This window comes from Paenibacillus vulneris, assembly GCF_039543185.1.
In the GTDB taxonomy this organism is placed as follows: Bacteria; Bacillota; Bacilli; order Paenibacillales; family NBRC-103111; genus Paenibacillus_S; species Paenibacillus_S vulneris.
This window is the reverse complement of record NZ_BAABJG010000037.1, coordinates 37692-61963: the sequence shown is the minus strand read 5'-3', so window position 1 is coordinate 61963 and position 24272 is coordinate 37692. Positions and strand designations below refer to the sequence as shown.

29 protein-coding genes, 1 rRNA gene and 1 riboswitch are annotated in these 24272 nt (G+C 48.8%); of the genes, 28 read left to right on the top strand and 2 right to left on the bottom strand.

The annotated features are described in order from the left end of the window. Window positions 1-213 precede the first annotated feature (213 nt). Window positions 214-330 (top strand): 5S ribosomal RNA (rrf, locus tag ABEA66_RS28710). 164 nt (window positions 331-494) lie between these two features. Continuing rightward, window positions 495-980, top strand: coding sequence for a GlsB/YeaQ/YmgE family stress response membrane protein (locus tag ABEA66_RS28705; protein WP_345593069.1), 486 nt, complete (start codon window positions 495-497; stop codon window positions 978-980). Window positions 981-994: 14 nt separating this feature from the next. On the opposite strand, the gene ABEA66_RS28700 is transcribed toward ABEA66_RS28705, so the two are convergent. Further along, window positions 995-1363 carry a hypothetical protein gene (locus ABEA66_RS28700; protein WP_079914896.1) on the bottom strand — a complete coding sequence of 123 codons (369 nt, stop codon included), beginning with the start codon at window positions 1361-1363 and terminating at the stop codon, window positions 995-997. 328 nt (window positions 1364-1691) lie between these two features. Here ABEA66_RS28700 and ABEA66_RS28695 point away from each other — a divergent pair, with 328 nt between their 5' ends. From ABEA66_RS28695 to rsmI, 10 genes are all read left to right on the top strand, one after another. After that, entirely contained in the window at window positions 1692-1892 is a 201-nt protein-coding gene (locus ABEA66_RS28695) for a sigma factor G inhibitor Gin (protein WP_079914897.1), read from the top strand. Between the two features lie 121 nt (window positions 1893-2013). Beyond that, window positions 2014-3471: an aminotransferase class I/II-fold pyridoxal phosphate-dependent enzyme gene (locus tag ABEA66_RS28690; RefSeq protein WP_345593066.1), complete on the top strand. Its 1458-nt coding sequence runs from the start codon at window positions 2014-2016 to the stop codon at window positions 3469-3471. 205 nt (window positions 3472-3676) lie between these two features. Continuing rightward, window positions 3677-4324 carry a dTMP kinase gene (tmk, locus tag ABEA66_RS28685; RefSeq protein WP_345593064.1) on the top strand — a complete coding sequence of 216 codons (648 nt, stop codon included), beginning with the start codon at window positions 3677-3679 and terminating at the stop codon, window positions 4322-4324. A gap of 276 nt (window positions 4325-4600) precedes the next feature. Further along, window positions 4601-4930 carry a cyclic-di-AMP receptor gene (locus ABEA66_RS28680; protein ID WP_079914900.1) on the top strand — a complete coding sequence of 110 codons (330 nt, stop codon included), beginning with the start codon at window positions 4601-4603 and terminating at the stop codon, window positions 4928-4930. Window positions 4931-4951: 21 nt separating this feature from the next. Further along, complete coding sequence (locus ABEA66_RS28675; protein ID WP_079914901.1) at window positions 4952-5398, top strand: YaaR family protein; 447 nt, start codon at window positions 4952-4954, stop codon at window positions 5396-5398. A gap of 74 nt (window positions 5399-5472) precedes the next feature. Further along, window positions 5473-6450 (top strand): DNA polymerase III subunit delta', encoded by a 978-nt coding sequence (gene holB, locus ABEA66_RS28670; RefSeq protein ID WP_079914902.1) that lies wholly within the window; start codon window positions 5473-5475, stop codon window positions 6448-6450. 2 nt (window positions 6451-6452) lie between these two features. After that, window positions 6453-7259 (top strand): PSP1 domain-containing protein, encoded by an 807-nt coding sequence (locus ABEA66_RS28665; protein ID WP_079914903.1) that lies wholly within the window; start codon window positions 6453-6455, stop codon window positions 7257-7259. A 28-nt stretch (window positions 7260-7287) separates the two neighbouring features. After that, window positions 7288-7638 carry a DNA replication initiation control protein YabA gene (gene yabA / locus ABEA66_RS28660; RefSeq protein ID WP_079914904.1) on the top strand — a complete coding sequence of 117 codons (351 nt, stop codon included), beginning with the start codon at window positions 7288-7290 and terminating at the stop codon, window positions 7636-7638. Between the two features lie 63 nt (window positions 7639-7701). Then, complete coding sequence (locus tag ABEA66_RS28655; RefSeq protein ID WP_079914905.1) at window positions 7702-8472, top strand: tRNA1(Val) (adenine(37)-N6)-methyltransferase; 771 nt, start codon at window positions 7702-7704, stop codon at window positions 8470-8472. Window positions 8473-8484: 12 nt separating this feature from the next. Continuing rightward, window positions 8485-9360, top strand: a complete 876-nt coding sequence (rsmI, locus tag ABEA66_RS28650) for a 16S rRNA (cytidine(1402)-2'-O)-methyltransferase (protein WP_345593058.1) — start codon at window positions 8485-8487, stop codon at window positions 9358-9360. Window positions 9361-9675: 315 nt separating this feature from the next. Here the strand turns inward: rsmI and ABEA66_RS28645 are convergent, their stop codons facing one another. Next, window positions 9676-9930 carry an AbrB/MazE/SpoVT family DNA-binding domain-containing protein gene (locus tag ABEA66_RS28645; protein ID WP_010501678.1) on the bottom strand — a complete coding sequence of 85 codons (255 nt, stop codon included), beginning with the start codon at window positions 9928-9930 and terminating at the stop codon, window positions 9676-9678. 360 nt (window positions 9931-10290) lie between these two features. Here ABEA66_RS28645 and ABEA66_RS28640 point away from each other — a divergent pair, with 360 nt between their 5' ends. From ABEA66_RS28640 to fin, 16 genes are all read left to right on the top strand, one after another. Next, complete coding sequence (locus tag ABEA66_RS28640) at window positions 10291-11577, top strand: HD domain-containing protein (RefSeq protein ID WP_345593051.1); 1287 nt, start codon at window positions 10291-10293, stop codon at window positions 11575-11577. A 63-nt stretch (window positions 11578-11640) separates the two neighbouring features. Further along, window positions 11641-12408, top strand: coding sequence for a TatD family hydrolase (locus ABEA66_RS28635; protein WP_079914908.1), 768 nt, complete (start codon window positions 11641-11643; stop codon window positions 12406-12408). Between the two features lie 224 nt (window positions 12409-12632). Beyond that, window positions 12633-12828: riboswitch (cyclic di-AMP (ydaO/yuaA leader) on the top strand. A 412-nt stretch (window positions 12829-13240) separates the two neighbouring features. Then, window positions 13241-14380 carry a resuscitation-promoting factor gene (locus tag ABEA66_RS28630; protein ID WP_345593049.1) on the top strand — a complete coding sequence of 380 codons (1140 nt, stop codon included), beginning with the start codon at window positions 13241-13243 and terminating at the stop codon, window positions 14378-14380. Window positions 14381-14572: 192 nt separating this feature from the next. Beyond that, window positions 14573-15124 carry a ribonuclease M5 gene (rnmV, locus tag ABEA66_RS28625; RefSeq protein ID WP_079914910.1) on the top strand — a complete coding sequence of 184 codons (552 nt, stop codon included), beginning with the start codon at window positions 14573-14575 and terminating at the stop codon, window positions 15122-15124. Further along, entirely contained in the window at window positions 15121-16035 is a 915-nt protein-coding gene (rsmA, locus tag ABEA66_RS28620; RefSeq protein WP_345593044.1) for a 16S rRNA (adenine(1518)-N(6)/adenine(1519)-N(6))-dimethyltransferase RsmA, read from the top strand. Before rnmV ends, rsmA begins: the two co-directional genes overlap by 4 nt. A gap of 82 nt (window positions 16036-16117) precedes the next feature. Continuing rightward, window positions 16118-16993, top strand: coding sequence for a sporulation peptidase YabG (yabG, locus tag ABEA66_RS28615; protein WP_079914912.1), 876 nt, complete (start codon window positions 16118-16120; stop codon window positions 16991-16993). 185 nt (window positions 16994-17178) lie between these two features. Then, window positions 17179-17451, top strand: coding sequence for a biofilm formation stimulator Veg (gene veg, locus ABEA66_RS28610; RefSeq protein WP_028551901.1), 273 nt, complete (start codon window positions 17179-17181; stop codon window positions 17449-17451). A 137-nt stretch (window positions 17452-17588) separates the two neighbouring features. Further along, window positions 17589-17777, top strand: a complete 189-nt coding sequence (locus ABEA66_RS28605; RefSeq protein ID WP_192705796.1) for a small, acid-soluble spore protein, alpha/beta type — start codon at window positions 17589-17591, stop codon at window positions 17775-17777. Window positions 17778-17887: 110 nt separating this feature from the next. Further along, window positions 17888-18742: a 4-(cytidine 5'-diphospho)-2-C-methyl-D-erythritol kinase gene (gene ispE / locus ABEA66_RS28600; RefSeq protein WP_079914914.1), complete on the top strand. Its 855-nt coding sequence runs from the start codon at window positions 17888-17890 to the stop codon at window positions 18740-18742. Window positions 18743-18972: 230 nt separating this feature from the next. Further along, on the top strand, window positions 18973-19800 hold the full coding sequence (purR, locus tag ABEA66_RS28595) for a pur operon repressor (protein ID WP_079914915.1): 828 nt from the start codon (window positions 18973-18975) through the stop codon (window positions 19798-19800). Between the two features lie 5 nt (window positions 19801-19805). Then, complete coding sequence (locus ABEA66_RS28590) at window positions 19806-20195, top strand: RidA family protein (RefSeq protein ID WP_079914916.1); 390 nt, start codon at window positions 19806-19808, stop codon at window positions 20193-20195. Between the two features lie 119 nt (window positions 20196-20314). Beyond that, window positions 20315-20599, top strand: a complete 285-nt coding sequence (gene spoVG, locus ABEA66_RS28585) for a septation regulator SpoVG (protein WP_028551906.1) — start codon at window positions 20315-20317, stop codon at window positions 20597-20599. 259 nt (window positions 20600-20858) lie between these two features. Then, window positions 20859-22262 (top strand): bifunctional UDP-N-acetylglucosamine diphosphorylase/glucosamine-1-phosphate N-acetyltransferase GlmU, encoded by a 1404-nt coding sequence (gene glmU, locus ABEA66_RS28580; protein ID WP_345593031.1) that lies wholly within the window; start codon window positions 20859-20861, stop codon window positions 22260-22262. Between the two features lie 76 nt (window positions 22263-22338). After that, on the top strand, window positions 22339-22980 hold the full coding sequence (locus ABEA66_RS28575; RefSeq protein ID WP_345593029.1) for a 50S ribosomal protein L25: 642 nt from the start codon (window positions 22339-22341) through the stop codon (window positions 22978-22980). A gap of 155 nt (window positions 22981-23135) precedes the next feature. Further along, window positions 23136-23696 (top strand): aminoacyl-tRNA hydrolase, encoded by a 561-nt coding sequence (gene pth, locus ABEA66_RS28570; RefSeq protein ID WP_345593077.1) that lies wholly within the window; start codon window positions 23136-23138, stop codon window positions 23694-23696. 97 nt (window positions 23697-23793) lie between these two features. Beyond that, window positions 23794-24024 (top strand): anti-sigma-F factor Fin, encoded by a 231-nt coding sequence (gene fin / locus ABEA66_RS28565; protein WP_079914919.1) that lies wholly within the window; start codon window positions 23794-23796, stop codon window positions 24022-24024. Window positions 24025-24272: the final 248 nt, after the last annotated feature.

Sequence of the window (24272 nt, the reverse complement as noted above, 5' to 3'; positions counted from 1 at the left end):
CGAAACACAAATTGCTCAACAATACGCATGCATTTCGTATCTAGTTTTCAAGGAATAAGCCTTGAGCTGCAGGTCCTTTCTAAGGACGGATATTTTCTAGCAGTAATTTCGAAGGTGTAGCGCTTCGAAAAAAGCGTATGCTTACGAAGTGAGCTTTCTGACGAAAGCTCAGCAATCCTTACGAAGCCAGTTTTGCTAAAGCAAAACTCTTAGTTTGGTGATGATGGCGGAAGGGAACCACGCGTACCCATACCGAACACGAACGTTAAGCCTTCCAGCGTCGATGGTACTTGGACCGAAGGGTCCTGGGAGAGTAGAACGTCGCCAAGCACAAATTGAAACAGTCTTTCTGGATGTAGGTCCGGAAAGACTGTTTTTTGTTTTTCTGTCCGAAAGCATGGTGGGTTATGGGGCGAATAGAACCGATGACGGGGACTGATAATAACTCGTGAAGCTGGTGCCGTCCTTCACTTTGAGCTTATCGGAGGAATACAATGAGACATTATGCGTTAGTACTATGTATAGGTTTCCTTATTATGCTGATCGCTTTTCCGGCCGCTGCGGACGCTAATTCCGAAGTAATGCCGACGGAGTACAGACAGGATCTAAGACAAGCCCCCGCTATGGACGGGGAGGTTACTCCTCAAGGCTATCGCTCGGGCCGGGGGTCGTTTTCCGGGGTAAGAACTCCTTCAGGCAGGGGCACTACGACCACTCCGAACCGTAATCCTGCGAATGTTACTACCAATCCGCGGACCAACCCCCCGACTACAGGGACTCCTGCCCGAGGAGGATGGGGAAGTTTATTCGGCGGCTTCGCGGCAGGGGCCTTAATCGGGAGCTTATTTAATCCGTTTGGATTTATGGGCTTCGGTCCGGGAGCAGGAACACCGTTTTCCTTTATTGGGCTGATTTTTTGGGCTGTTGTGATTTATTTGGTTTATCGGTTGTTTACAAGATCCCGTAGAAACGAATCCTGATTTAGGGAACGATTTTATTGAGCGTAGCAGGATGTGTCCTGATCGTTAATTTTCAAATATCCGTTCTCCATGTGGTGTCTCAATTGAAAGATGAGTACAAATCTGGGAAGAAGGATCCAGACGTGTACGAACATTGCATGGAGAATCAAATCCAAGGATACCCAAGGGAAAAAGCAGCCGCAAATAACAACGGTAACCCATAGCAGGTGAGCGGTCAGATTACGCATGCGATATAGAGCAAAGTAGCTTAATGGAACGTACCCCAGCCAGGGAAGCCGATAAAGAAGTCCCCACTGATGCAGCGGGCGTTTTTCCTTAAAGGTAAAGTATACGTAAATGATGAACGTATGCAAAAGAGGAATCAGTACTGTGCTAATAATCATTGGCAGAGGATTCCATCGTATCAAATCCCAAAGTAATAAAAGACCGGGAATGCACCAGTAAGCTATAAGTAACCAAGGCTTATACCGAATTCGTTGAAGCAGCCGGTAATGATAAACGGTTGATTCCTTTGATAATCGTTGTTCCTTCACTTGATCTCACTCGTCCATTTTCATAGATTCTTTTTTGCAAATACTATATCGGTTATTTTAGCTTGAAATATAAGCGTTTGGAACCATGTACTAGCTTTTTTCATAAAAATAGATCATCCGCGTTTACTTTAAGAGAAACAGGACATACTGGTAGAAAAGAAGAATAGAGGTGAGTTGTGTGGGAGACGCTTTACATGAACCTACGGTGGCCCATAACTGCATCATCTGCGGACAATTAAAGGAAGACGGCATTATGATTATATCCGAATTCATCTGCGAAGACTGCGAGCATGAAATGATCTCAACCGACGTCAGGGATGCCAAATATCCTTTTTTTATCCATCAAATGAGGCAAATCTTTTATAAGAAAAATGCATAGGTTGTCTATGAAACATGAATTCGGCTCTGATGAACGGAATTTTTCCCGTTGGTGAGAGTCTTTTTGTTTGTTACAATAAAGGGTATATCAACTTTTATATGCAAACAGGGAGATTCACAACATGGACAAACAGAGCGCTCCTTTATTCGAGCGATTGGTACACCATTCTCAAGGGAAGCATGTCAGCCTGCATGTTCCCGGTCATAAATCAGGACAAGGCTTGGATGAAGAAGCCAGAGCTTATTACGAATCTATTATGCGTCTGGACGTAACGGAAATTACCGGGCTGGACGATCTTCATCATCCGGAGGAAGCGATTCGGGAGGCGCAGCAGCTGGCTGCCGAATGCTTTGGTGCGGAGGAAACTTTTTTTCTAGTAAACGGAAGCACAGTGGGCAATTTGGCTATGATCCTAAGCGTATGCCGCAGAGGAGATTTGCTGCTGGTTCAGCGTGATGCCCATAAATCGGTGATACACGGCCTTATGCTTGCGGGCGCAAGGGCTGTGTTCTTGAATCCTGAGATCGACCCGGCAACAGGGCTCACATTAGGGATTCGCCAGGAAGATGTCCGTCTAGCCTTGCAAAAATATCCCGAAGCGCGTGGGCTTCTCATTACCCGGCCAAGCTATTACGGCACGGCCATTCCTCTTGAAGGGATCGTACAGCTTCTGCATGAATACGACAAGCCTCTGCTCGTGGATGAGGCGCATGGAGCGCATTTCGGATTTCATCCGGCCCTTCCCAAGTCGGCTTTGTCCTGCGGGGCGGATGTTGTGGTACAGTCAACGCATAAGCTGCTGACCGCTATGACAATGGGAGCGATGCTTCACGTGCAGGGGGATCGGGTCGACCGGAAGGAAGTAAAGCGCTACTTAACGATGCTTCAAAGCTCAAGTCCTTCCTATCCTCTCATGGCGAGCCTGGACCTAAGCCGCAGACAAATGCATGTACAAGGCATGGAGCTGCTGGAGCAGGGGATTCGTATTGTCGATCAGGTGATGGAGCTGATGAAGGATAATGAACGGTTTGTGCTGCTTCAGCCGGAGCACGATAACGAGATCGTCCGCGATCCGTTCAAACTGATCGTCAAGGACGCGACGGGCTCTTTAAGCGGCTTTGAACTGAAGGATGCCCTGGAAGAGCGCGGATGTTTTGTCGAGCTGGCAGACCCGCAGGCGGTTTTGCTTGTCCTGAGCCTGGCGTCCACGCAAGAGGATGCGCATAGGCTGGCGCAGTCTTTTAAAGAAATAGCCGAATCCAGCCCGCCTGTTAACCAACAAGGGAACGCCAGGCTTACCGCAACCTATTCTGCGATGTCCGGCTTATCGGAGCCGGTATCCTTCGATGAGTCGGTGTATCGCCAAAAAGGGACGGCGCAAGTGCCTTTGGAGGATGCCATAGGCTTGAGATCTGCAGAGATGATGGTTCCCTATCCTCCTGGAATTCCGGTTCTATGCCCCGGCGAAATTATTTCTTCCGAAGTGGTTCGCTATTTGAAGCAATTGGTTCAGATGGGGGCCCGTATTCATGGATTAATCGACGGCGAAGAGCCGATGTTGTCCGTATTGATATCTTAACTAAATAACCCCACTCGGGAACTTGTCTTCCATGCTGAATCAAGTGTTTTGCTGGGAGTCCCCGCTATGTTATGTCTTTCATCCGGAAGTTAGGAAAACAAGCTAGGTATTGCAAGCCAAACAGTATATAATCATAATATCCTTAAGGGTATGCTGAGCCTGCAATCGGGCAATAGTGACCTATTACATGATTGGAGATAACCGAATGCAAAAAGGGTATTTTATAACGGTGGAAGGCGGCGAAGGGGCAGGCAAAACCTCCGTTATCGAACTCATGACTCAATATTTATCCACGCTGGGCCTGGAAATCGTCTCTTCACGGGAACCTGGCGGGATCGACATAGCGGAGCAGATAAGAGCGATTATATTAGATAAAAGCAATACGAAGATGGAAGGGAGAACGGAAGCCCTCCTCTACGCAGCCGCGAGAAGACAGCATTTTGTTGAGAAAATTCAACCGTCCCTGGCTCAGGGGAAGGTTTTCATATGCGATCGGTTTATTGATAGCAGCTTGGCATATCAAGGCCATGCCAGAGGCTTGGGAATGGATGAGGTGCTTACGATCAATCAGTTTGCGATCGAGAATGTATTCCCCGATCTGACGATCTATCTGGATGTAAACCCTGAGGAAGGGTTACGGCGCATTCATGCCCGGAGCGACCGGGAAATCAATCGGCTTGATCTGGAATCATTGGCGTTTCACCAGAAGGTTCGCGAAGGATATTTGATCTTGGCAGACCGATTCCCCGACCGCATCGTACGCATTGATGCTAACGGGGGCATAGATAAGGTTTATGAAAGCGTGAAGGGCTGTCTGGACAGCCGCTTCAAGAAAAGCAGCGAAGCCGATTAATTCCGGCAATGACGCAATCTTGCAGTCGATTTCGCACACCGCCCGTTATCGTGACATATACTGCCATAGATCGGACAGAAGGCTGCTTTGGGAATGGCGATGAGAAGTCAAATTACGGTTCCCAAAACAGCTTTCCAAAGAGAAAAGCAGGAATCGAATGAACCGGTGTCAAATTAATAAGATATGAACTAATGTATCATTCGACATCATTCTAAGTTATCCATTGCTGCAAGGGTCAACCGAGTCATTTGTAAAAATGTAAAGGAGGGCAATGCCATGAAATTAGTTGTTGCCGTTGTACAGGATAAGGATAGCAATCGGCTTTCGAATGCTCTGATCAAGGAAGGCTTCCGGGCTACCAAGCTGGCAAGTACGGGCGGGTTTCTACGGGCCGGCAATACGACCTTTATGATCGGTATCGAAGACGATCGTGTGAATGAAGTGATGCAGGTCATCAAGTCGAACTGCAAAATTCGTGAACAGATCGTTACTCCTGTATCTCCTATGGGAGGAACGACCGACTCCTACATTCCGTTCCCGGTCGAGGTTCAGGTTGGCGGAGCTGCGGTATTCGTGCTTCCAGTTGAACGGTTTGAGCATTTCTAAATCGGAGAGGCAGGTTGCACTGTGAAAATAAATCCGGGCTGGCGCCCTTTCGGTAAAGAAATTCAAAGAAACGAGACCTCAACGCCCCAACAGCTGCAGCAGAAATCGTTCTCAGATATGATGCATCAGCACGACGAAAGGGCATCGCAGGAGCAGCTTCAGCGTATTTTGCAGCAGATTCATTTGCAAGGGGAACGCTTGTCGAGGTCGATGACGGTCCGTGAATTGCGCCAGTATAAGCTTCTCGTGAAGCAGTATTTGGAGGAGACGGCACGCCGCGGGGTACAGCTGCGCGATACGCGCGGCTGGGACCGGCGGGGGCGCTCCAAGCGGTACAAGCTTTTGGAGGAGATAGACGAAAAGCTTCTGGCCCTGGCGGACGAGCTGTTAGAAAGTGAGCAGGGAAGAATTGATCTGCTGCATCAAATAGGCGAAATTCGCGGCATGCTAATCAATCTTGCTTTTTAGGTTTTGTAAGAATCGGACAATGCAAAGGTCAACACTGACCTCTATATAATAGGAAAGGATAGTACAGGAGCACAATGTCTTTCCAATCCATACCCGGGCAAGAACGTGTCAAACAGATATTGCAGAACAGTTTACGTACAGATAAAGTATCCCATGCTTATATATTTACAGGTCCATCCGGAACTGGCCGTAAGCAGATGGCGCTTGCTTTTGCACAAGCTCTGTACTGCCAGGTGCTGCCGGACGATGCCTGCGGAGAATGTCTCGACTGCCGTAAGGTGGAGCATGGCAACCATCCGGACCTGCATTGGGTCCGCCCAGATGGGGCTTCTATCAAGATTGAGCAAATTCGGGAGCTTCAGAAGCAGTTCTCCTATCGTGCATCCGCTTCCGGGCTAAAGATGTACATTCTGGAAGATGCCGATAAGATGACGGTTCAGGCTGCCAACAGTCTGCTGAAGTTCCTAGAAGAGCCGACCTCCCGTGTCGTTGCCATTCTGATTACAGATAATGGACAAGCCCTGCTTCCGACGATCCGGTCCCGGGCGCAGTGGGTTCCCTTTGCTCCTATGAGCCGCGATCGTATGATAGCCGTGCTTCAAGAGGAGGGGCATCCCTCGGTTCTGATTCAAGCGGCGGTTCGGCTGGCTGCAGGTCCCGATGCGGCGAGAGAGCTAATTCAAGGAAATGGGTTTGCAGAAATAAGAAATCTAGTGATACAATTAACAAAGGAAAGTATGTCCCGACTGCCTACGGCGCTTTTGACGGCTCAGCAAAAGCTGGCTAAGTCCGAGCTGACGGAGCAGCTTCCCTTATTCATGGATCTGCTGATTTTATGGCTGAAAGATATGGTGCAGTTAAACATCGGCAATCGGTCCGGGCTCGTATATGCCGATCAAACCGATTGGATGGCAGGATTGGCCTTATCTTACGATATGAAGCATTGGGTGCGGTGTTTGGAGCAAGCAGTCGAGCAGCAGAAAAGACTCCGCTTTCATGCAAACCCGCAGCTGGTGTTGGAAAAAATGTTAATGCAGCTGAAGGGGGTGTAAATTTGTACTCGGTTGTTGGTGTCCGCTTCAAGAAAGCGGGAAAAATCTATTATTTCGACCCGATCGATTTACCGGTGGATAAAGAGAGTGCGGTTATTGTTGAAACGGCTCGAGGGATTGAGTACGGAAAAGTAGTTATCGGGAGACGGACGGTTCAGGAATCCGATGTCGTTCTTCCATTAAAGAAAGTCATTCGCATAGCGGATCAAACTGACGCACAGCTTGTGGAGGACAATAAGAACGCAGCGAAAAACGCATTTGCGCTTTGTCAGGATAAAATAAGGGATCATCAGCTCAAAATGAAGCTGGTTGACGTTGAATATACATTTGATCGCAACAAAATCATTTTTTATTTTACAGCCGAAGGAAGAGTCGATTTCCGGGAGCTGGTGAAAGATTTGGCCGGAGTCTTCCGGACCCGCATCGAGCTTAGGCAAATCGGCGTTCGAGACGAGGCCAAAATGCTGGGCGGTATCGGTCCTTGCGGGCGCATTCTTTGCTGCTCATCCTTCCTGGGGGACTTTGAGCCGGTATCCATCAAGATGGCAAAAGACCAAAATTTATCGTTAAATCCGACAAAAATTTCCGGGCTTTGCGGCCGGTTAATGTGTTGTTTGAAATATGAGCACGATAATTATGAAAGTGGTAAAGAGGATATGCCGCGCGTAGGAAGCGAAGTCATTTCCTCCCTGGGCAACGGCCGTGTCGTATCGCTAAATATTAACGAGCGTACCGTAAAAGTGCAGATTTATGAGCTCGGTAAAGTCATGGAGCTATCCTTTGACGATGTAGTGGAGCAGCAGCTTTAACGGTTGTTAGCTTTCTTGAGGTGAATGTGTGGATAAAAGAGACGTTTTTGTTCAAATTGAGCAAATCGAAGAACAGATGGGTGCTATCTACTCCGAGCTGGGGCTGATGAAAAAGCAAATTATCGAGCTCCTCGAGGAAAACAAACGCTTGAGCATAGAAAATCAGCAGCTGCGCAAGCTGCTAAAGAAGGATGCGGAGCCGCCTGTTGAAGTACCCCATATTCATGTCACCGCCGCACAGGCCAAGGAGCTTACAGGTGAGGGGTACGACAATCTGGCCCGCCTGTACCACGAAGGCTTCCACATCTGTAATGTCTACTACGGTCATTTGCGTACGGAAGGCGATTGTTTGTTTTGCTTATCGTTTTTAAATAAATAAAAAAACCGCCGTAGGGAGCAAGCTTCTCTACGGTTTTTTTCAAGAAAGAGGAAGCGTGCGCTGATGGAAAAGGTACCTTTGCAGCCTAGTGAAAGACTAGACGATTTATTAACGAATGATCTGAAAATCATCCAAAGCGATGAAGTGTTCAGCTTCTCGATGGATGCGGTGTTGTTAGGCAGATTTAGCTATGTTCCGCCGAGGGGAAGGATGGTCGACCTCTGTACGGGGAACGGAGTGATTCCCTTGCTGCTGTCGACGCGCACGAAGGCTTCGATCGTTGGCGTAGAGATTCAGGAGCGGCTCGCGAATATGGCGGAGCGCAACGTCCAGCTGAATGATTTAGATCACCAGATTCAGATTATTCACGGGGATTTGCGCACGATTCATCAGCAGCTGGGGAACGGGACCTTCGATGTAGTGACCGTGAACCCGCCATATCTTCCCGTTCCGAACGGGGAGCAAAATGGGAATGAGCATGTGGCGGCTGCACGGCATGAGGTGTTCTGTACGCTTGAGGATGTCGTCAGAACCAGCAGTAGGCTGGTACGGAGCGGAGGCCGCGTAGCGATGGTGCACAGGCCCAGCCGGTTAGTCGAAATTTTTTGCACGATGCGTCAGTATAAACTGGAGCCCAAAAGAATCCGGTATGTACACCCGCGTGCAGGCGAAGAAGCGAATATGGTGTTGATTGAGGCGCTCAGAGACGGGAAGCCGGAGCTTAGGACGCTGCCGCCGCTGATCGTATATAAAAATAAAACGGACTATTGTGACGAGCTGATGGAGATATATTACGGCAAGCGTGACGAGCTCATCCAGCCGACCGTTACATAGTGAGGGACAAACGTGGACATTCAGAAAAGCTATCAGCAGGATAATGGAGTAGGGAAGCTATATCTGGTCGGAACACCGATCGGCAACCTGGAGGATATGACGTTTCGTGCGGTGCGCATCTTAAAGGAAGTGCAGTGGATCGCCGCAGAGGATACGAGACAGACACGCAAGCTGCTAACCCATTTTGATATCGCAACACGGCTTGTAAGCTACCACGAGCATAATAAGCATGCAAGCGGGCCCGAGCTGATTCGTCTTTTGCAAACAGGCGAAGACATTGCGCTTGTCAGTGATGCAGGGCTGCCTGCCATTTGCGATCCGGGAGCGGATCTGGTTCGACAAGCTATCGACGCAGGAATAGCGGTTATACCCATTCCAGGCGCCAACGCGGCCTTATCGGCCTTGATCGTATCGGGGCTATCGACAGAACGTTTCACCTTTCTGGGCTTTTTGCCGAGAGACAGAAAGCCGCTGCAGCAGGAGCTTGAATCGCTTAAGCAAAGGAACGAAACGATGCTGTTCTATGAATCCCCTCATCGCATAATGAAGACGTTGGAAGCGATGCTGGAGGTATGGGATCCGGAACGGCAAATGTGCCTGATGCGGGAGCTGACCAAGAAATACGAGGAAGCGGCAAGAGGGACGATCCGAGAATGCTATGAGCTGCTGCAGGAGCATCCTCCCCAGGGAGAATACTGCATCGTCGTACAGGGCAGCACCGATTCGGAGAATGAAGTTTCGGACGCCTGGTGGGAAGGCTTCAGCCCGGAAGAGCACGTCGAGCATTATACGACTCAAGGGCTTGACCGCAAGGAAGCGATAAAACGCGCGGCAGCGGACAGACAGATACCGAAGCGGGAGCTGTACAATTATTTGCACCAAAAGTAGATCGCGAATGCGGAAGCGGCGAAATCAGCCGGTCGGCTCATTGCCGGATCGGCTGATTTTTTATTGGCTTACGCAGGCCGTACAAGCCCGTCGATGATGTGCCCGTGCTTTCCCGCCGCCAAACTGTAGAAATGGAGGCTTGGCGGAACTTTTGTGACATGTTCTTTCTATTATAATAGGTGACGCTAACACAAATAAAAACGGAAAAAAAATCCCCAATCTCATGAAATTTCATGGATTGGGGAATAGAGGAGATATGAAAAAGGTTAGAATTACCTTAGTAAGAAGTGCTATCCTTATTATAACCTATTTTTCTTATTTTGTCACAGGTATTGGCATTTCCGATAAACATTCGTGACAAACAATTTTACCTTTGAAATAAGAGACGTTTTCTGCATTGCCACAGAAAATACAGGCCGGCTCATATTTCTTCAGCATGATGCGCTCACCGTCGACATAGATTTCCAAAGCGTCTTTTTCGCCGATGCCCAATGTTCTGCGAAGCTCGATAGGGATAACAACACGTCCCAGCTCGTCAACCTTTCTAACAATACCAGTAGATTTCATCATATATAAAAGTCCCCTCTCGAATTAGATAAATCGTCATTATTCGACAATATTCTTAAGATTTATGATACCAACCATTCCCAAAATAGTCAACTAGAAAATTGCATTTTTTGCCGTTAAAATATGGTAGTCTATCCTTCTACTTCAATATAAAACAGAGTGGCTGCTGAAAAACCTTGCAAATATGCACCTTTTCTATAGACACCAAACATAGTATTATGAATATATTCCATACTAAAGAAAAATTTAGAAGACATATTCTGTTCACATTTGGAAGTTTTATACGACAAAGTTCGACAAAAACATCATTTTCCTGCTCATTCCGTGTCGAAAATACAAGAAGCTTTAGGGAGGTTACGCATCATGTCGAGTCCTTTACAGGAAGAAAAGGTATTCAAAGACCCGGTACATAAATACATCTACGTGCAGGACCAAACGATTTGGGATCTGATTAACACCAAAGAATTTCAACGCCTCCGTCGTATACGACAGCTCGGCACTTGCTTCCTGACGTTTCACGGCGCCGAGCACAGCCGATTTTCCCATTCCCTCGGGGTTTACGAAATCACGCGCAAAATCATATCGCAATTCGAACGAAACGGCTATGAGGATTGGCCGCGGGAGGAGCGGCTGCTCTCCTTGTGCGCGGCCCTTCTGCACGATGTCGGACACGGCCCCTTTTCCCACTCGATTGAAAAAACGTTCGGGACCCATCACGAGGAATGGTCCTGCCGGATCGTTCTTGGAGATACCGAAGTGAACAAGGTGCTTAAGCGCGTATCCCCCACTTTTCCACAAAGGGTGGCTGGGGTTATCGCCAAAACGTACAAGCAGGAAATCGTCGTCAGCCTCGTCTCGAGCCAGCTGGATGCAGATCGGATGGACTACTTGCTCCGCGACGCCTATTATACCGGTGTCAATTACGGGACGTTCGACCTGGAACGCATTCTGCGGGTGATGAGACCGTTTCAAGGCCACATTGTCGTGAAAGAGAGCGGCATGCATGCTGTCGAGGATTACTTGATGTCCCGGTACCAGATGTATTGGCAGGTATACTTTCATCCTGTTACCCGCAGCGCGGAGGTTATTCTGCATAAAATTTTTGAAAGAGCGAAACAGTTATATGAAGAAAACTATTCTTTCTCGTTTATGCTGCCGCCGCTCTTAAACCTGTTCCGGGGGACATTGTCCATACAAGAGTTCCATTTGCTCGATGAAGCCTTTATGCAGACGGTGCTGATGCAGTGGACCAACGAGCAGGATGCCATTCTGGTTGACTTGTGCTCTCGCTTCCTTAACCGCAAACTGTTTAAGTATGTCATGCTGGAGAGGATCGACGCGCTTCAAATAGAGCGGCTGCGCGATACGATGCGGGCTCTGAATCTGGATCCGTCCTTCTACCTCGAAATTGATTTTCCGTCGGATCTTTCGTATGATGTGTATCGGCCGGGAGTCCATGACGAAAAATTGCCGATTTTGCTGCTGGACCAAAAGCATACGTTGACGGAAATTTCGCGCAAGTCGGAAATTGTCCGGTCCATCAGCGGTATTCATATGGGGAAATACCATCTGTATTTCCCGGAGGAGCTCTTATCCGCTGATCCGGGCTCCATTCATCCGGAGCACCGCAAGCTGCTTGGCATGGAATAAAAGCTCGTCTATCGAACTGCAAGGACCAAATTGAACTTACATATGAAGGAGTTAATTGCCGCTATGCTGATAGACACGCACACCCATTTGAACGCCCCTCAATTCGATGACGATCGACATGAGGTTATCCAACGGGCATTAGAAAGCGGAATCAGTCGAATCATCAATGTCGGATTTAATCGCGAAACGATCCCTACCTCGATTGCGCTTGCCGAGCAATATGACTTTATTTATTCAACCGTCGGATGGCATCCCCAAGATGCCAAAGATATGATGCCGGGCGATCTGGAATGGATCGAAGAGCTGTGCAAGCACGAGAAGGTGGTGGCCATCGGAGAGATAGGCTTGGATTATTATTGGGATACCTCTCCCAAGGATGTACAGGATCGAGTATTTCGGGAACAAATCCGTCTGGCCCGCAAGCTGGGTATGCCTATCGTGATCCATAACCGGGACGCACACCAAGACATTATCCGGGTTCTTCGAGAAGAGAAGGCTTCGGAGGTCGGCGGTGTCATGCATTGCTTCTCCGGCAGCTGGGAGACGGCCAAGATGTGCCTCGATATGAACTTTTACATCTCCTTCGGCGGCCCTGTCACATTCAAAAATGCCAAGCAGCCCAAAGAGGTGCTGGAGAAAGTTCCGCTGGACCGTTTATTGGTTGAAACCGACGCGCCTTATTTGACTCCGCACCCCTATCGAGGGAAAAGAAATGAAACCGCATATGTGAAATTAGTCGCAGAAACCGCTGCACAAATCAAGGGGTTAACCCTGGAGGAGCTGGCTCACGCGACTACGAAAAATGCAGTTACATTGTTCGGATTACGGTGAAATAAAAGGGGGGTTGGGACAGCCCTATTTTCGTCGAAAACGTGAAAACGAGAGAAAAACAATCCAAAAAATACGTCAAGTTGAGAAATACATGGGTTATGCTCAAGAAATCGATCAAAAAAATCGGAATTGAACAAAAACGGACCTTTTTTGCCGAGTTTGTATACTTTACAACTTTATATCCGACAGCGTAAACTCAATATTAACTTAATACGATTACCAATTTTCCATTATCGCTGAGTTTCCGTAAGGGAAACGGGGGAACCGCAAAAGGCCAGTCTTGATTTGAAAATAAGGCTAAGGTCACATTTTCTGGGGTGAGTCTTGGATGGGTAGATGTTTGTTTACCCGGATCCAAGTAGGGCGACTCTCAAGTCCGAATCCGTCAGCTAACCTCGTAAGCGTTAAGAGAGAGGTATGATTGTCGTGTGCTTTATTTCATTACTGATGAAATAACCTAAAGTCACGGGAAGAGTCCTCTTTCCGTGACTTTTTTTGTTCTCCCGTCATTGTGATAACTATCCGACAACATAATCATTACCTACAGCCAAGAGGAGGTGCTGGCCGCACGCAGGAGAAACGATATGGATTGCTAGTTGCAGCCCTTAGTTGACCGCACAGGAGAAGCTTTTTCGAGCAGAATGAGTGTTCGTGAAACCTTCAGTGCTTCCAGGATACGTTTACTCAACGATCATGGAGGTTGTTCCTGGGTGAAAGAACGTCGTTAGGCGTTGTTCTTTATTAACCAACAGATTGCAAAACTTAACCATAGTCGCGTCAGATCAATCATGCGTAACACTCGACGGCGGGGCTTTGAAGGAGGACCGAACTAGTGGGAGCTATTCAACACGAGCAAACCCATGTAAGACGATCATCCAGCATGTCCTTCGCATTGCGATGGAGGCATGAAAACTTGCGTTTGATATCGATCATAGCAATTATTTCATTCGCGTTGACTTTCATGTTTTTATTAATGTTATACGGTACGGCTACCAAGAAGGTGACCGTAGTCGTGAACGGAGAAGAAACCATTGTTTACACCAAGCAATGGGATTTGAAGCATTTACTGGATGAGCAAGGCGTCACTGTAGGAGAGCATGATCGTCTCTCTGCAGCGCTGGATTCGAAAGTAAAATCCGGGGACCGGATTACGATCGAGCATGCAAGGCCGATTCAGCTGACGGCTGACGGAGAAACGAAGACGCTGTACACGGTGCAAAAGACGGTGGGCGGCGCATTGAATGATTTACAGGTTCAGGTAGGAGAGCTTGACAAGGTAACCCCTGTCGTGGATGCCGATCTGCCTGACAGCGGTGAGATTCAAATCGTACGGGTAACCAAAGAGGTTGAAGAGGTTCAAGAAAAGATAGCCTATGACGTTGTGAAAAAGAACGACCCTCAATTGGTAAAAGGCAAGGAGCAAGTGGTGCAGGAAGGCCAGGAAGGCCTGGTTGTGAAGAAAAAGGAAAAGATGTACGAAGACGGTAAGCTTGTATCCGAAGAAGTAGTGGACCAAAAGGTTCAATCAGAGAGCGTCAATAAAATTGTCGCGGTAGGCACCAAAAATCCGGTTGTTGTATTATCAGCATCATCGCCAAATCTACAGGAAGTAACAAAAGGCGGAGTTTCCTTCGGCGTCAAGCAGGTCATTAACAATGTGACATTGACCGCTTATTCAGCGGGCGCTGCTTCGACAGGAAAGAGCACAGAGCATCCGCAGTACGGACTTACGTCTACAGGCACGAGAGTAACGGAAGGTCGCACAATTGCAGTGGATCCCAAGGTGGTTCCGCTGGGCTGGTGGGTTTATATTGACGGGCTTGGATTCCGCAGAGCGGAGGATACCGGAAGTGCAGTCAAAGGAAACATTATCGATGTGTATTTTGACAGCAACGATTATGCCAACCGATTTGGCTTGAAGCGCGGGTATACCGTTTATGTGATAGGACCCAAGAAACCAACCGCGGACTAAGGACCTGCAATTGGGGAAGACTCATTATATATATGCTAAAGGAAGAGAAGAGGGCTACCTCTTCTTTTTTATGTGATCAGGGCAAGTTCACGCGGACAGGCTTCGTCATCACTTGAAAGTGGCGGGAACAAAGGCTAGTATAAAGAAAGCCGTATGGATGATTCTGGTATAGGGTGAAGGAAGGTAAGCAAGATGATCAAAGAAATTATAGTGGTAGAGGGCAAAGACGATACAACCGCCATCAAAAGAGCCGTAGAAGCCGAGACCATAGAAACGGGCGGCTCCGCGATTAATAAAGACGTTATCCGGCGCATCAAGCTGGCTCAGCAGCGCCGCGGCGTCATCATATTGACGGACCCCGACCATGCGGGTGAGCGCATCCGTAAAATCATTACGGCGCAGGTGAAGGGCTGTAAGCATGCTTTTATCACTCAGGAAGAGGCGACGGCCAAAGGGGACATCGGGGTAGAGAATGCTTCGGTTGAGGTCATCCGCAAGGCTCTTGCGAATGTAAGAACCGATTATGAGGCTGAAGAGTCGGACATTACTTGGGAGGACTTGATTGACGCCGGCTTGATCGTCCATCCGCAAGCTGCTGCCCGTCGTATGGAAATGGGCAAGCATTTGGGTATCGGGTACTGCAACGGAAAGCAATTTTATAACCGCTGCCGAATGTTTCGAATTTCCCGCGAGGAGTTCGCGGAGGCATGGAAGCAGCTTGAGAAAAAAGAGGGCGAATCATGACAAATATCCATTTCAATATGCAGGAGGACATTGCCTCCCCCAAAAAAACGAAAGAGCTTCTTCAAAGGCATGGCTTTACGCTGAAAAAAAGCTTGGGTCAAAACTTTTTGATCGATCCGAATATATTAAATAAAATCGTTACCGCCGCAGATCTGGATGCTTCCAAAGGAGCGCTGGAGATTGGCCCCGGGATCGGGGCTTTAACCCAGCAGCTGGCCAAAATCGCCGGCGGCGTCGTTGCCGTAGAGATCGATCAGCGACTGCTCCCGCTATTGGAGGAGACCCTGTCGGCCTATCCGCATGCGAGTGTCGTCCATGGCGACGTACTGAAGGTCAATTTGAAGGAATTGTTTGAACAGCATTTCGCGGCATTCTCCAAAGTGAGCGTAGTCGCAAATTTGCCGTACTACATCACGACGCCGATTATTATGAAGCTGCTTGAGGAAAAGCTGCCGCTGGAGAACATTGTCGTTATGATCCAGAAGGAAGTGGCGGAGCGAATGTCGGCCAAGCCGGGAGGCAAGGATTACGGCAGCTTGAGCATTGCGGTGCAGTACTATTGCGAGCCTGAGATTGTTACGATCGTTCCTCATACGGTATTCATTCCTCAACCGAATGTCGATTCGGCCGTCATCAAGCTGAAGGTTCGGAGCGCGCCTCCTGTGACGGTGACGGACGAGTCCTTCTTCTTCGAGGTCGTTCAGGCTTCTTTTGTGCAGCGCCGTAAAACGATCTATAACAACCTGGCTTCGCGGTTCTTTACCAAAGAGACGAAGAGCCAGCTGGAGGCTATTTTGCACGAGGCGGGCATCGAGCCTTCCCGACGGGGAGAAACCTTGTCGATCGAGGAATACGCTCGTCTGAGCGACTGCTTGCTCCGTGCACGTGGGAGCGAAGCATCGGCAACGTGATTGCGGATTTCATGAAAGGATAGGCTTGATAATCACCAAATGCCTATTGACGCCATAGGATACACGAGGAGGCGATTTGGCCATGAAACAGGGAGACCTCGTTATTCGTAGATCCTATGGCGGTGATATCATATTTAAAATTCAGGATATTATGCAGAATCAGGCTATTCTGCGTGGTGTGGATTACAGGCTGCTGGCCGACGCACCGCTTTTTGACCTGATCAAGGCGCCGCTGGATCCGTACCAGTACACGATCAATACCACCCGGCCGTCATGGATGGAATCCATGCGTCGGGCAAGAGAGAATCAAACGGAAGCCCCCCAGGCATACGGGGCGGTAGGAACTGCCGGTAATCCAACTCCGGTATATTTTGAAATGCCGGGGAAGGTGCTGCATTTGGACGGCGATCCGATGTATTTGCGCAAATGTATGAACCTGTACGGTGAATTAAGAGTCCCCGCAGAGGGATACTATGTACCGGAGCCTCAGATGGCGGATGCCATGTACCGTTTACTGCCCCAGGTAAAGCCGGATATTGTGGTCGTGACCGGCCATGACGGCATTCTGAAGCATCGCAGAAACGGCGACGTGACGCATCTGAGCAACTATAAGAACTCCTACCATTTTGTGAATGCCGTCAAAATAGCAAGGCAGTATGAGAAAAATAAGGATACCTTAACGGTCATCGCAGGCGCTTGCCAATCCCATTTTGAGGCGATTATGCAGGCCGGAGCTAATTATGCCAGCTCACCGGCCCGGGTGCTGATTCATGCATTAGATCCGCTCTGTGTGGCGGTTAAGGTAGCCTATACGCCAATAAGGGACACGGTCAATATAGTGGATGTCATAGGACTGACTCACAGCGGACTGGAAGGGCTTGGCGGTGTGGAGTCTCGGGGCAGCTACCGTAGAGGCGTTCCCACTATGCAAAAAATGACTCCTAAAGAAGCGCCATAAGGCGCTTTTTTGGTTTTGTTTGACAATTTTGTGAACGGGAATGAGGGGGATTCCTCGAAAAAGTCGTTGGAATAAGGAAAAATCCCGTTGACAACCGCTCAACATGGCTGATATAATATTTGTTCTAATTTGACATACTACCTCTATTGGGTTATAATTAACAAGGAAAGAGGTGGTAGTGGTCAATGGCTAAAAACGCGCTATTGGAGATCAAACGCAGTTTGGAACCTCATGTCGGACAGAAAATCATGTTAAGAGCAAACGGCGGTCGCCGTAAAACGATCGAACGCTCCGGTGTATTGGAGGAAACCTACCCTTCCGTTTTTATTGTGAAGCTTGATCAGGAACAGAACGCTTTTAAGCGCGTTTCCTATAGCTACGCAGATATACTGACTGAGTCAGTTGAGGTCATGGTTTGTAACGATGATGGACAAGTACGTATCACTATACAGCAATAAAGGGGTTACTTGAACGGCATGCTCTGACAAACAGAGTGTGCCGTTTTTGGTAAGTGAGCCTTCGTCTATCCGGACTGCATGAATAAGCGGCGGCCGGGTATACTACGGTTATCTTACCTGAAAAGGAGTGTTCGCGTATGGCACGCAGAAGAAATGGAGTCATGTCGGAACAATTCAAATACGAGCTCGCCAAAGACCTGGGATTTCACGATACGATACAACGTGAGGGCTGGGGAGGTATACGTACCAAAGATGCGGGCAACATGGTAAAGAGAGCGATTCAGATTGCCGAGCAATCGATTTCGAAGCAGCCGCCGAGAGGTTAAATAACGGTTCTAACGGAAGCTGGAGCACGCGAAGCGCTGCTTTAGCTTTTTTTTGTTTCTTTTTTGTTATAGTATTAGGGAATAGACTAGAGCTGCAAAGAAGGTGTCCTATGAAAGTATTTGAAAAAGCGCCGGCCAAAATCAATTTGTCGTTGGACGTCCTGCGGAAGCGGGAAGACGGTTACCACGAGGTAGAGATGGTGATGACGATGGTGGACCTTGCAGACCGGATTGAAATGCAGGAGCTGCCACGTGATACGATTATCATCTCCAGTCAAGCGGGGTATATCCCTCTGGATGAAAAGAACTTGGCCTTTCAGGCAGCCAAGCTCATCAAGGACCGTTATGATGTAAAGCAGGGTGTTTACATACATTTGGATAAAAAAATACCAGTAGCTGCAGGCCTTGCGGGCGGTAGCAGCGACGCGGCAGCTACGCTGCGGGGACTTAACCGGTTATGGAAGCTTAACATTCCTTCGGAGGAGCTTCAGCGCTTGGGAGCGGAGCTGGGCTCCGATGTGCCCTTCTGCGTTACAGGGGGTACAGCGATTGCGCGAGGGCGCGGCGAGAAGCTGGAACCGATCGAGTCTCCTCCTCAGTGCTGGGTTGTTTTGGCCAAGCCCCCTATCAATGTATCCACTTCGGAGATTTATGGCAAATTAAAAGCCAATGCGATTCAATCGCATCCTTCCACGGAACGCATTGTCCAAGCGATTCGGAATAAAAGGTTCGATCTGTTATGCGAAAACCTCGGCAATGTGCTGGAGGAAGTGACACTGGATTTATACCCGGAGGTTCGCCAGCTGAAGGATTGCATGATGCGGCTTGGGGCTGACGGAGTCCTGATGTCGGGCAGCGGGCCGACTGTATTCGGATTAGTATCCAAAGAAGCCAAAGTCCCAAGGATTTATAACGGCCTTCGCGGCTTTTGCAAGGATGTTTATGCCGTCCGTATTTTAACATGATCGGTTTGTGTTAGTTATATGTAAGAATAATTTGCATCGATCTCTTGAATAAATACGGATAAAAATGATATATTCACTATATATTATTCGGATTTTTGTGTATTTTCATGAAAGATCTTACAGTGCTGGCGGTTCATCGTACATAAGCACGAAGAAGAACGTATGTTACCTCTGGCCGGGGTCTCTTCACAGGGGGGCCGGCAGAGGGCTATCTCAAAGGGGGCATTCAGATGAAAAAGTTAAAAAGAAGCGCAAGGTTGGTCGAGATGACCCAATACTTGCTTTTTCGCCCCCATACCCTGATTCCTTTAACGACATTCGCGGACAGATATAATTCGGCTAAATCTTCGATAAGCGAAGACTTGGCAATCATTAAAGAGGTGTTTGAGGAAGAAGGGCTTGGCGAGCTGATGACGCTGGCCGGAGCAGCCGGTGGCGTCAAGTTTATTCCGAAGGTGACCAAGGCGGCCTCGTTGCAGTTTATTCAAGGCATCTGCCGTCAGCTGGAGCAGCCGGAGCGAATATTGCCGGGCGGTTATATGTATATGTCCGATATTATGGGACAGCCGATGATATTGAACGAAGTAGGGAAAATGTTTGCGACGGCCTTTGCCGGGAATGAAATCGATGTCGTCATGACGGTAGAAACCAAGGGGATTCCGCTGGCTTATGCTACGGCGTCGTTCTTGAATTTGCCTGTTGTCATCGTGCGCCGCGATAACAAAGTGACGGAGGGCTCCGCCGTCAGCATCAATTATGTTTCGGGCTCGAACAAGCGGATCCAGACGATGTCGCTTTCCCGCAGAGCCTTGAAGGAAGAATCCAAGGTGCTCATCATCGATGACTTCATGAGAGTGGGCGGAACGGTGCACGGGATGATGGACCTGTTGAAGGAATTTAATGCTACGGTCAAAGGTGTAGGCGTTTTCGTGGAATCCGGAGAAGTGGAGGAGCATTTGGTGGAGGATTACATTTCTCTCGCCAAGCTGTCTGCCGTTGATCCGAAGACAAGACAAATCACCGTAGAACCGGGAAACTATTTCAGTGACGGAGAGTGAATACAATGACATTAAAAACCATTGCAACGACAGAGGCCCCGGCGGCCATCGGACCTTATTCGCAAGCCATTCAATTCGGCAGCCTGCTGTTTACTTCCGGACAGATTCCGTTAAATACGGACGGGCAAGTGGTGAGCCAGGATATTGAAGAGCAAACGCACCAGGTATTCCGGAATTTGCAGGCGGTGTTATCCGCAGGCGGCTCCTCCTTCAGCCAGGTGATTAAAGCAACGGTGTTCATCAAGGACATGAACCAGTTTGCCAAGGTCAACGAGATCTACGCATCGTACTTCGGTGACCATAAACCGGCCCGCTCTACGGTCGAAGTAGCCCGTTTGCCAAAGGATGTCCTTGTCGAAATTGAACTGATAGCGACGACCAGTGTCGAAATTTAATAAATTAATCAAATATTTATAAAATTATACATTTTTGATTAAAAAAAAGAAGGATTTTGCCCTAAAATGTGGAATTTTATATCCCAAGTCTCCTAGATGGAAAAAGGTGGTGAACACTAATGCAGATTACAGACGTTAGACTCCGTCGGGTTAATTCCGAGGGAAGAATGAAAGCCATTGCTTCCATTACCATCGACAACGAATTTGTGGTTCACGACATTCGTGTGATTGACGGTAACAACGGCATGTTCGTCGCAATGCCAAGTAAGCGCACACCAGACGGGGAGTTCAGGGATATTGCACATCCGATCTCTTCCACAACTCGTGAGAAAATTCAAGCCGCTGTATTGGCTGAATACGATCGAGCAGCAACGGAGGAAGAAGTAATCGTTGAAGGGGCATAATTCAGCTGAGAGAGGGCCGAGAGAGGCTCTCTTTTCTTTTTGCATGAATTCAGATATATTGGGTTGAGGGACCATGTTCATGAATATGTTTGGCTGGGATGGTCCCAAGCGGGAACGTCCTTTCGAAGGTTTTTTTAGTGAGAAATCGCAGTCTCCTCTTGAAGGAGCCTCTCTTTGACTTGTTTTCATAAGTATAGTTGGTTAGCATGGAAGTAGAAGTTTCATAGACATAATAGGGATAACAAAGGAGTGGACTGGATTGAACGTGATGGGGATTGTCCTGGCGGCAGGACAAGGCAAACGTATGAAATCGAAGCTGTACAAAGTGCTTCACCCGGTATGCGGGAAGCCGATGGTAGGCCATGTTGTTACCGTGCTGGAGCAGCTGCAAACACAAAGAACGGTTGTCGTGGTAGGCCATGGAGCTGAATCCGTTAAGGCATACCTTGGAGACCGCGCCGAATATGCGCTGCAGGAGAAGCAGCTGGGTACGGGACATGCCGTGCTGCAGGCTAAGGAATTGCTAGGAAACGAGGACGGGTTAACCGTCGTGCTATATGGCGATACGCCGCTTGTAACCACAGAGTCCGTACAGGAAATGATCCGTGTCCACCAAGAGAAGGGCGCTGCCGCAACGGTGATGACGGCTATCTTTGACAATCCGTTCGGGCTGGGCCGCATTATCCGCGACGCCCAGGGGCGTGTTTCCCGAATCGTGGAGCAGAAGGACTGCAATGCGGAGGAACGGGAAATTAAGGAGATTAACTCCGGAATGTACTGCTTCACTAACCGAAAGCTGTTTGATGCTCTTTCCAAGGTGAAGAATGATAATGCGCAGCAGGAGTATTACTTGACGGACGTCATCGGGATTCTGGTGAATGAAGGAGATATCGTAGAGGCTTACTGTACGCCGGATGCGATGGAGACGCTCGGCGTAAATGACCGGGTGGCGCTGTCGGAGGCGGAACAGCTGATGAAGGCAAGGATCAACCGCGGTCATATGCTCAATGGGGTCACGCTGATCGATCCGGCGAATACGTATATTGAAGCTGATGTGCAAATCGGTTCGGATACGGTCATTTTGCCCGGAAGCGTACTGAAAGGGCACACCGTAATCGGTGAGGATTGCATCATCGGCCCTCAAGCGGATATTACGGATTGCAAGCTCGGCAATCAGATCCAAGTGAAGCATTCGGTTCTTTCCGAAGCTGAGGTCGGCGACGGCACGGCCATCGGTCCGTTCGCTTATTTGCGTCCGGGCTCCAAGCTGGGCTCCAACGTGAAGATCGGAGATTTCGTGGAAATCAAAAACGCGAAGCTGGACGATGATGTGAAAGTATCCCACTTGAGCTATATCGGCGATGCGGTCGTAGGCAAGAACGTCAACTTTGGCTGCGGAGCGATTACGGTCAACTACGACGGCTTCAATAAACAGCTTACCGAAGTTGAGGAAGATGCGTTTATCGGCAGCAACGTCAATTTGATCGCCCCGGTCAAAATTGGAAAGGGCGCCTACGTCGTGGCCGGATCGACCATTACGCATAATGTCGAAGCGAATGATTTGGCGATTGCCAGAGAACGTCAGGTGAATAAATCCGGCTATGCCGAGAAGCTGCGCAATAAATTTCGCGCGAAGAAACAGCAATTGAAGAACGACAAGTGATTGGTTTTTTCCTTATTTGGGTAAAGTAAGAATAGGCAGGCTATTTCCTGGACCCAAATGAAGGAGGATTCACCCAATGGAAGCTACATTGAAAGCGGAAGTCCGCGGTACCAATACCAAATCAGAACGTAAAGGTCTGCGGGCAAAAGGAAAAATTCCGGCGGTTGTGTACGGAAGCAAGGTGACCAATACGCCTATCGCTGTAGATGAAAAAGAGCTGCTGGCACTGCTGCGCTCCAATCCTCACGCCATCATTCAGATGGAGCTGCCGGATTCGGGCAAGCAGCCCGTGATGATCAACGAGGTTCAGCGAGATGCCATTTTGAAAAATGTGCTTCACGTTGATTTTCACCAAATTAACATGGACGAACCGGTTACGACAACAGTGCGGCTCGACTTTACCGGAGAGCCTGTTGGCGTAAACATGGGCGGTATTCTGCAAATTCAGCATCATGAGATTGAAATTCGCTGCTTGCCAACTCATATCCCTGCTTCGATTGAAGTCGATATTAGCGGGCTGGAGATCGGCGGCAGCATGCTGATATCGGATCTGAAGGTGGACCCGTCTATTGAGATCAAGTCCATCGCCAATGATGTATTGGTTACCGTGCTGGCGCCTCAGAAAGAGGATCTTCCTGCCGATACGGAGGAAGAAGCAGAGCAAAAGGCGGAGGCCCAGGCCGAGGCGACTCAGAACCATGCGCAGGAAACGGTGTAACGTTAGTTTGGTGGAGAGTTCTCCCTTGTTTGCGGAGCGTGTCGAACGCGTGTTCGATGCGCTCCTTTGTCACGTTTGGCGTCTTCCTGCTAAGCAGATAGCTTCTACAGCATCACTTGGTTACATCAGCTGGAGTGGGAAGGGGAGCAATGAAAATGAAATGGTTTGTCGGATTGGGCAACCCGGGCAAGCAGTATGAAACGACCCGGCATAATATCGGTTTTATGGCATTGGACCGTTTTGCAGACAAGCATGGGATTACAATAACCCAAAATAAATGCAAAGGGCTCTTGGGAGAAGGTAATGTCAACGGAACGAAGGTGTATTTGCTGAAACCGATGACGTATATGAATTTATCGGGGGAATCGATAAGAGCATTCCTTGATTTCTATAAGGCATCTATAGACGATTTGGTCGTTATTTACGATGACCTGGACACGAGCTATGGACAAATCCGGCTTCGCTACCAAGGAAGCGCTGGAGGCCATAACGGCATCAAATCCACCATTCAGCATCTCGGCACTCAATCGTTTAACCGGATCCGGATGGGGATCAGCCGCCCGGCCCCGGGGTACAACATTGCAGACTATGTGCTGTCGACATTTTCCAAGGAGGAATTCAAGACCATGCCGCAGGTGCTGGATACGACGTGCGAGGCCATGGAATATGCGCTGGACAATCCGTTCGAGAAAACCATGGCAAAGTTCAACGGCTAATCTATGCCAGAGCGAGGTCTAATTTATTGATCGGGTGAGTGTCGGCTAAAATCCCCCTTTTTGGGTCATAATGTAATGAAAAAGGAGGGATTGCGTCATGGCTATCCGATACGTCTGCCGGCACTGCCGGACAATGATAGGAGAACTGGAGCAGCGTCAGGTAAGTGAGGAGCTGCTGGGCTTCCATTTCTTGACCCCCGAAGAGCGTCAGAGTATAATATCGTATAACCCGAACGGAGATATGACCGTCAACGTGGTTTGCGATTATTGCAAGGAAGCGCTGGACAACAATCCGGAGCTGTCGCTTGTGGCAAGTCCGCTTCAATGACAAGGGCGGCTGCAGCATTCGAGTATACGTGCCTGGGCTAGTTGAAGTCTGGGTTCTTTTTCGAGTACTTGAGTTACGGGCTTCTTAAGCGGGCCTCCCCGCCATATGATTTAGATGGAAGCCTTGCGTGACATCCATCCCTATTGGAGCTTTATTAGGTATGTGAACATGGATAGTGAATAATAAAAAGGGGCGTCACCCTGATATGGTGTCGCTCCTTGTACCCGTTGGCGGGAAACAGGAGAGCC

Excerpts from the sequence above, each read along its gene's own strand:
- spoVG (WP_028551906.1), top strand. The coding sequence starts at position 20,315 with ATGCAGATTACAGACGTTAGACTCCGTCGGGTTAATTCCGAGGGAAGA.
- rsmA (WP_345593044.1), top strand. The coding sequence starts at position 15,121 with ATGACAAATATCCATTTCAATATGCAGGAGGACATTGCCTCCCCCAAA.
- ABEA66_RS28690 (WP_345593066.1), top strand. The coding sequence starts at position 2,014 with ATGGACAAACAGAGCGCTCCTTTATTCGAGCGATTGGTACACCATTCT.
- ABEA66_RS28605 (WP_192705796.1), top strand. The coding sequence starts at position 17,589 with ATGGCACGCAGAAGAAATGGAGTCATGTCGGAACAATTCAAATACGAG.
- ABEA66_RS28680 (WP_079914900.1), top strand. The coding sequence starts at position 4,601 with ATGAAATTAGTTGTTGCCGTTGTACAGGATAAGGATAGCAATCGGCTT.
- ABEA66_RS28705 (WP_345593069.1), top strand. The coding sequence starts at position 495 with ATGAGACATTATGCGTTAGTACTATGTATAGGTTTCCTTATTATGCTG.
- ABEA66_RS28700 (WP_079914896.1), bottom strand. The coding sequence starts at position 1,363 with ATGATTATTAGCACAGTACTGATTCCTCTTTTGCATACGTTCATCATT.
- ABEA66_RS28640 (WP_345593051.1), top strand. The coding sequence starts at position 10,291 with ATGTCGAGTCCTTTACAGGAAGAAAAGGTATTCAAAGACCCGGTACAT.
- rnmV (WP_079914910.1), top strand. The coding sequence starts at position 14,573 with ATGATCAAAGAAATTATAGTGGTAGAGGGCAAAGACGATACAACCGCC.
- holB (WP_079914902.1), top strand. The coding sequence starts at position 5,473 with ATGTCTTTCCAATCCATACCCGGGCAAGAACGTGTCAAACAGATATTG.
- pth (WP_345593077.1), top strand. The coding sequence starts at position 23,136 with ATGAAATGGTTTGTCGGATTGGGCAACCCGGGCAAGCAGTATGAAACG.
- yabG (WP_079914912.1), top strand. The coding sequence starts at position 16,118 with ATGAAACAGGGAGACCTCGTTATTCGTAGATCCTATGGCGGTGATATC.
- ABEA66_RS28590 (WP_079914916.1), top strand. The coding sequence starts at position 19,806 with ATGACATTAAAAACCATTGCAACGACAGAGGCCCCGGCGGCCATCGGA.
- veg (WP_028551901.1), top strand. The coding sequence starts at position 17,179 with ATGGCTAAAAACGCGCTATTGGAGATCAAACGCAGTTTGGAACCTCAT.
- ABEA66_RS28645 (WP_010501678.1), bottom strand. The coding sequence starts at position 9,930 with ATGATGAAATCTACTGGTATTGTTAGAAAGGTTGACGAGCTGGGACGT.
- ABEA66_RS28575 (WP_345593029.1), top strand. The coding sequence starts at position 22,339 with ATGGAAGCTACATTGAAAGCGGAAGTCCGCGGTACCAATACCAAATCA.
- purR (WP_079914915.1), top strand. The coding sequence starts at position 18,973 with ATGAAAAAGTTAAAAAGAAGCGCAAGGTTGGTCGAGATGACCCAATAC.
- tmk (WP_345593064.1), top strand. The coding sequence starts at position 3,677 with ATGCAAAAAGGGTATTTTATAACGGTGGAAGGCGGCGAAGGGGCAGGC.
- ABEA66_RS28655 (WP_079914905.1), top strand. The coding sequence starts at position 7,702 with ATGGAAAAGGTACCTTTGCAGCCTAGTGAAAGACTAGACGATTTATTA.
- fin (WP_079914919.1), top strand. The coding sequence starts at position 23,794 with ATGGCTATCCGATACGTCTGCCGGCACTGCCGGACAATGATAGGAGAA.
- ispE (WP_079914914.1), top strand. The coding sequence starts at position 17,888 with ATGAAAGTATTTGAAAAAGCGCCGGCCAAAATCAATTTGTCGTTGGAC.
- ABEA66_RS28635 (WP_079914908.1), top strand. The coding sequence starts at position 11,641 with ATGCTGATAGACACGCACACCCATTTGAACGCCCCTCAATTCGATGAC.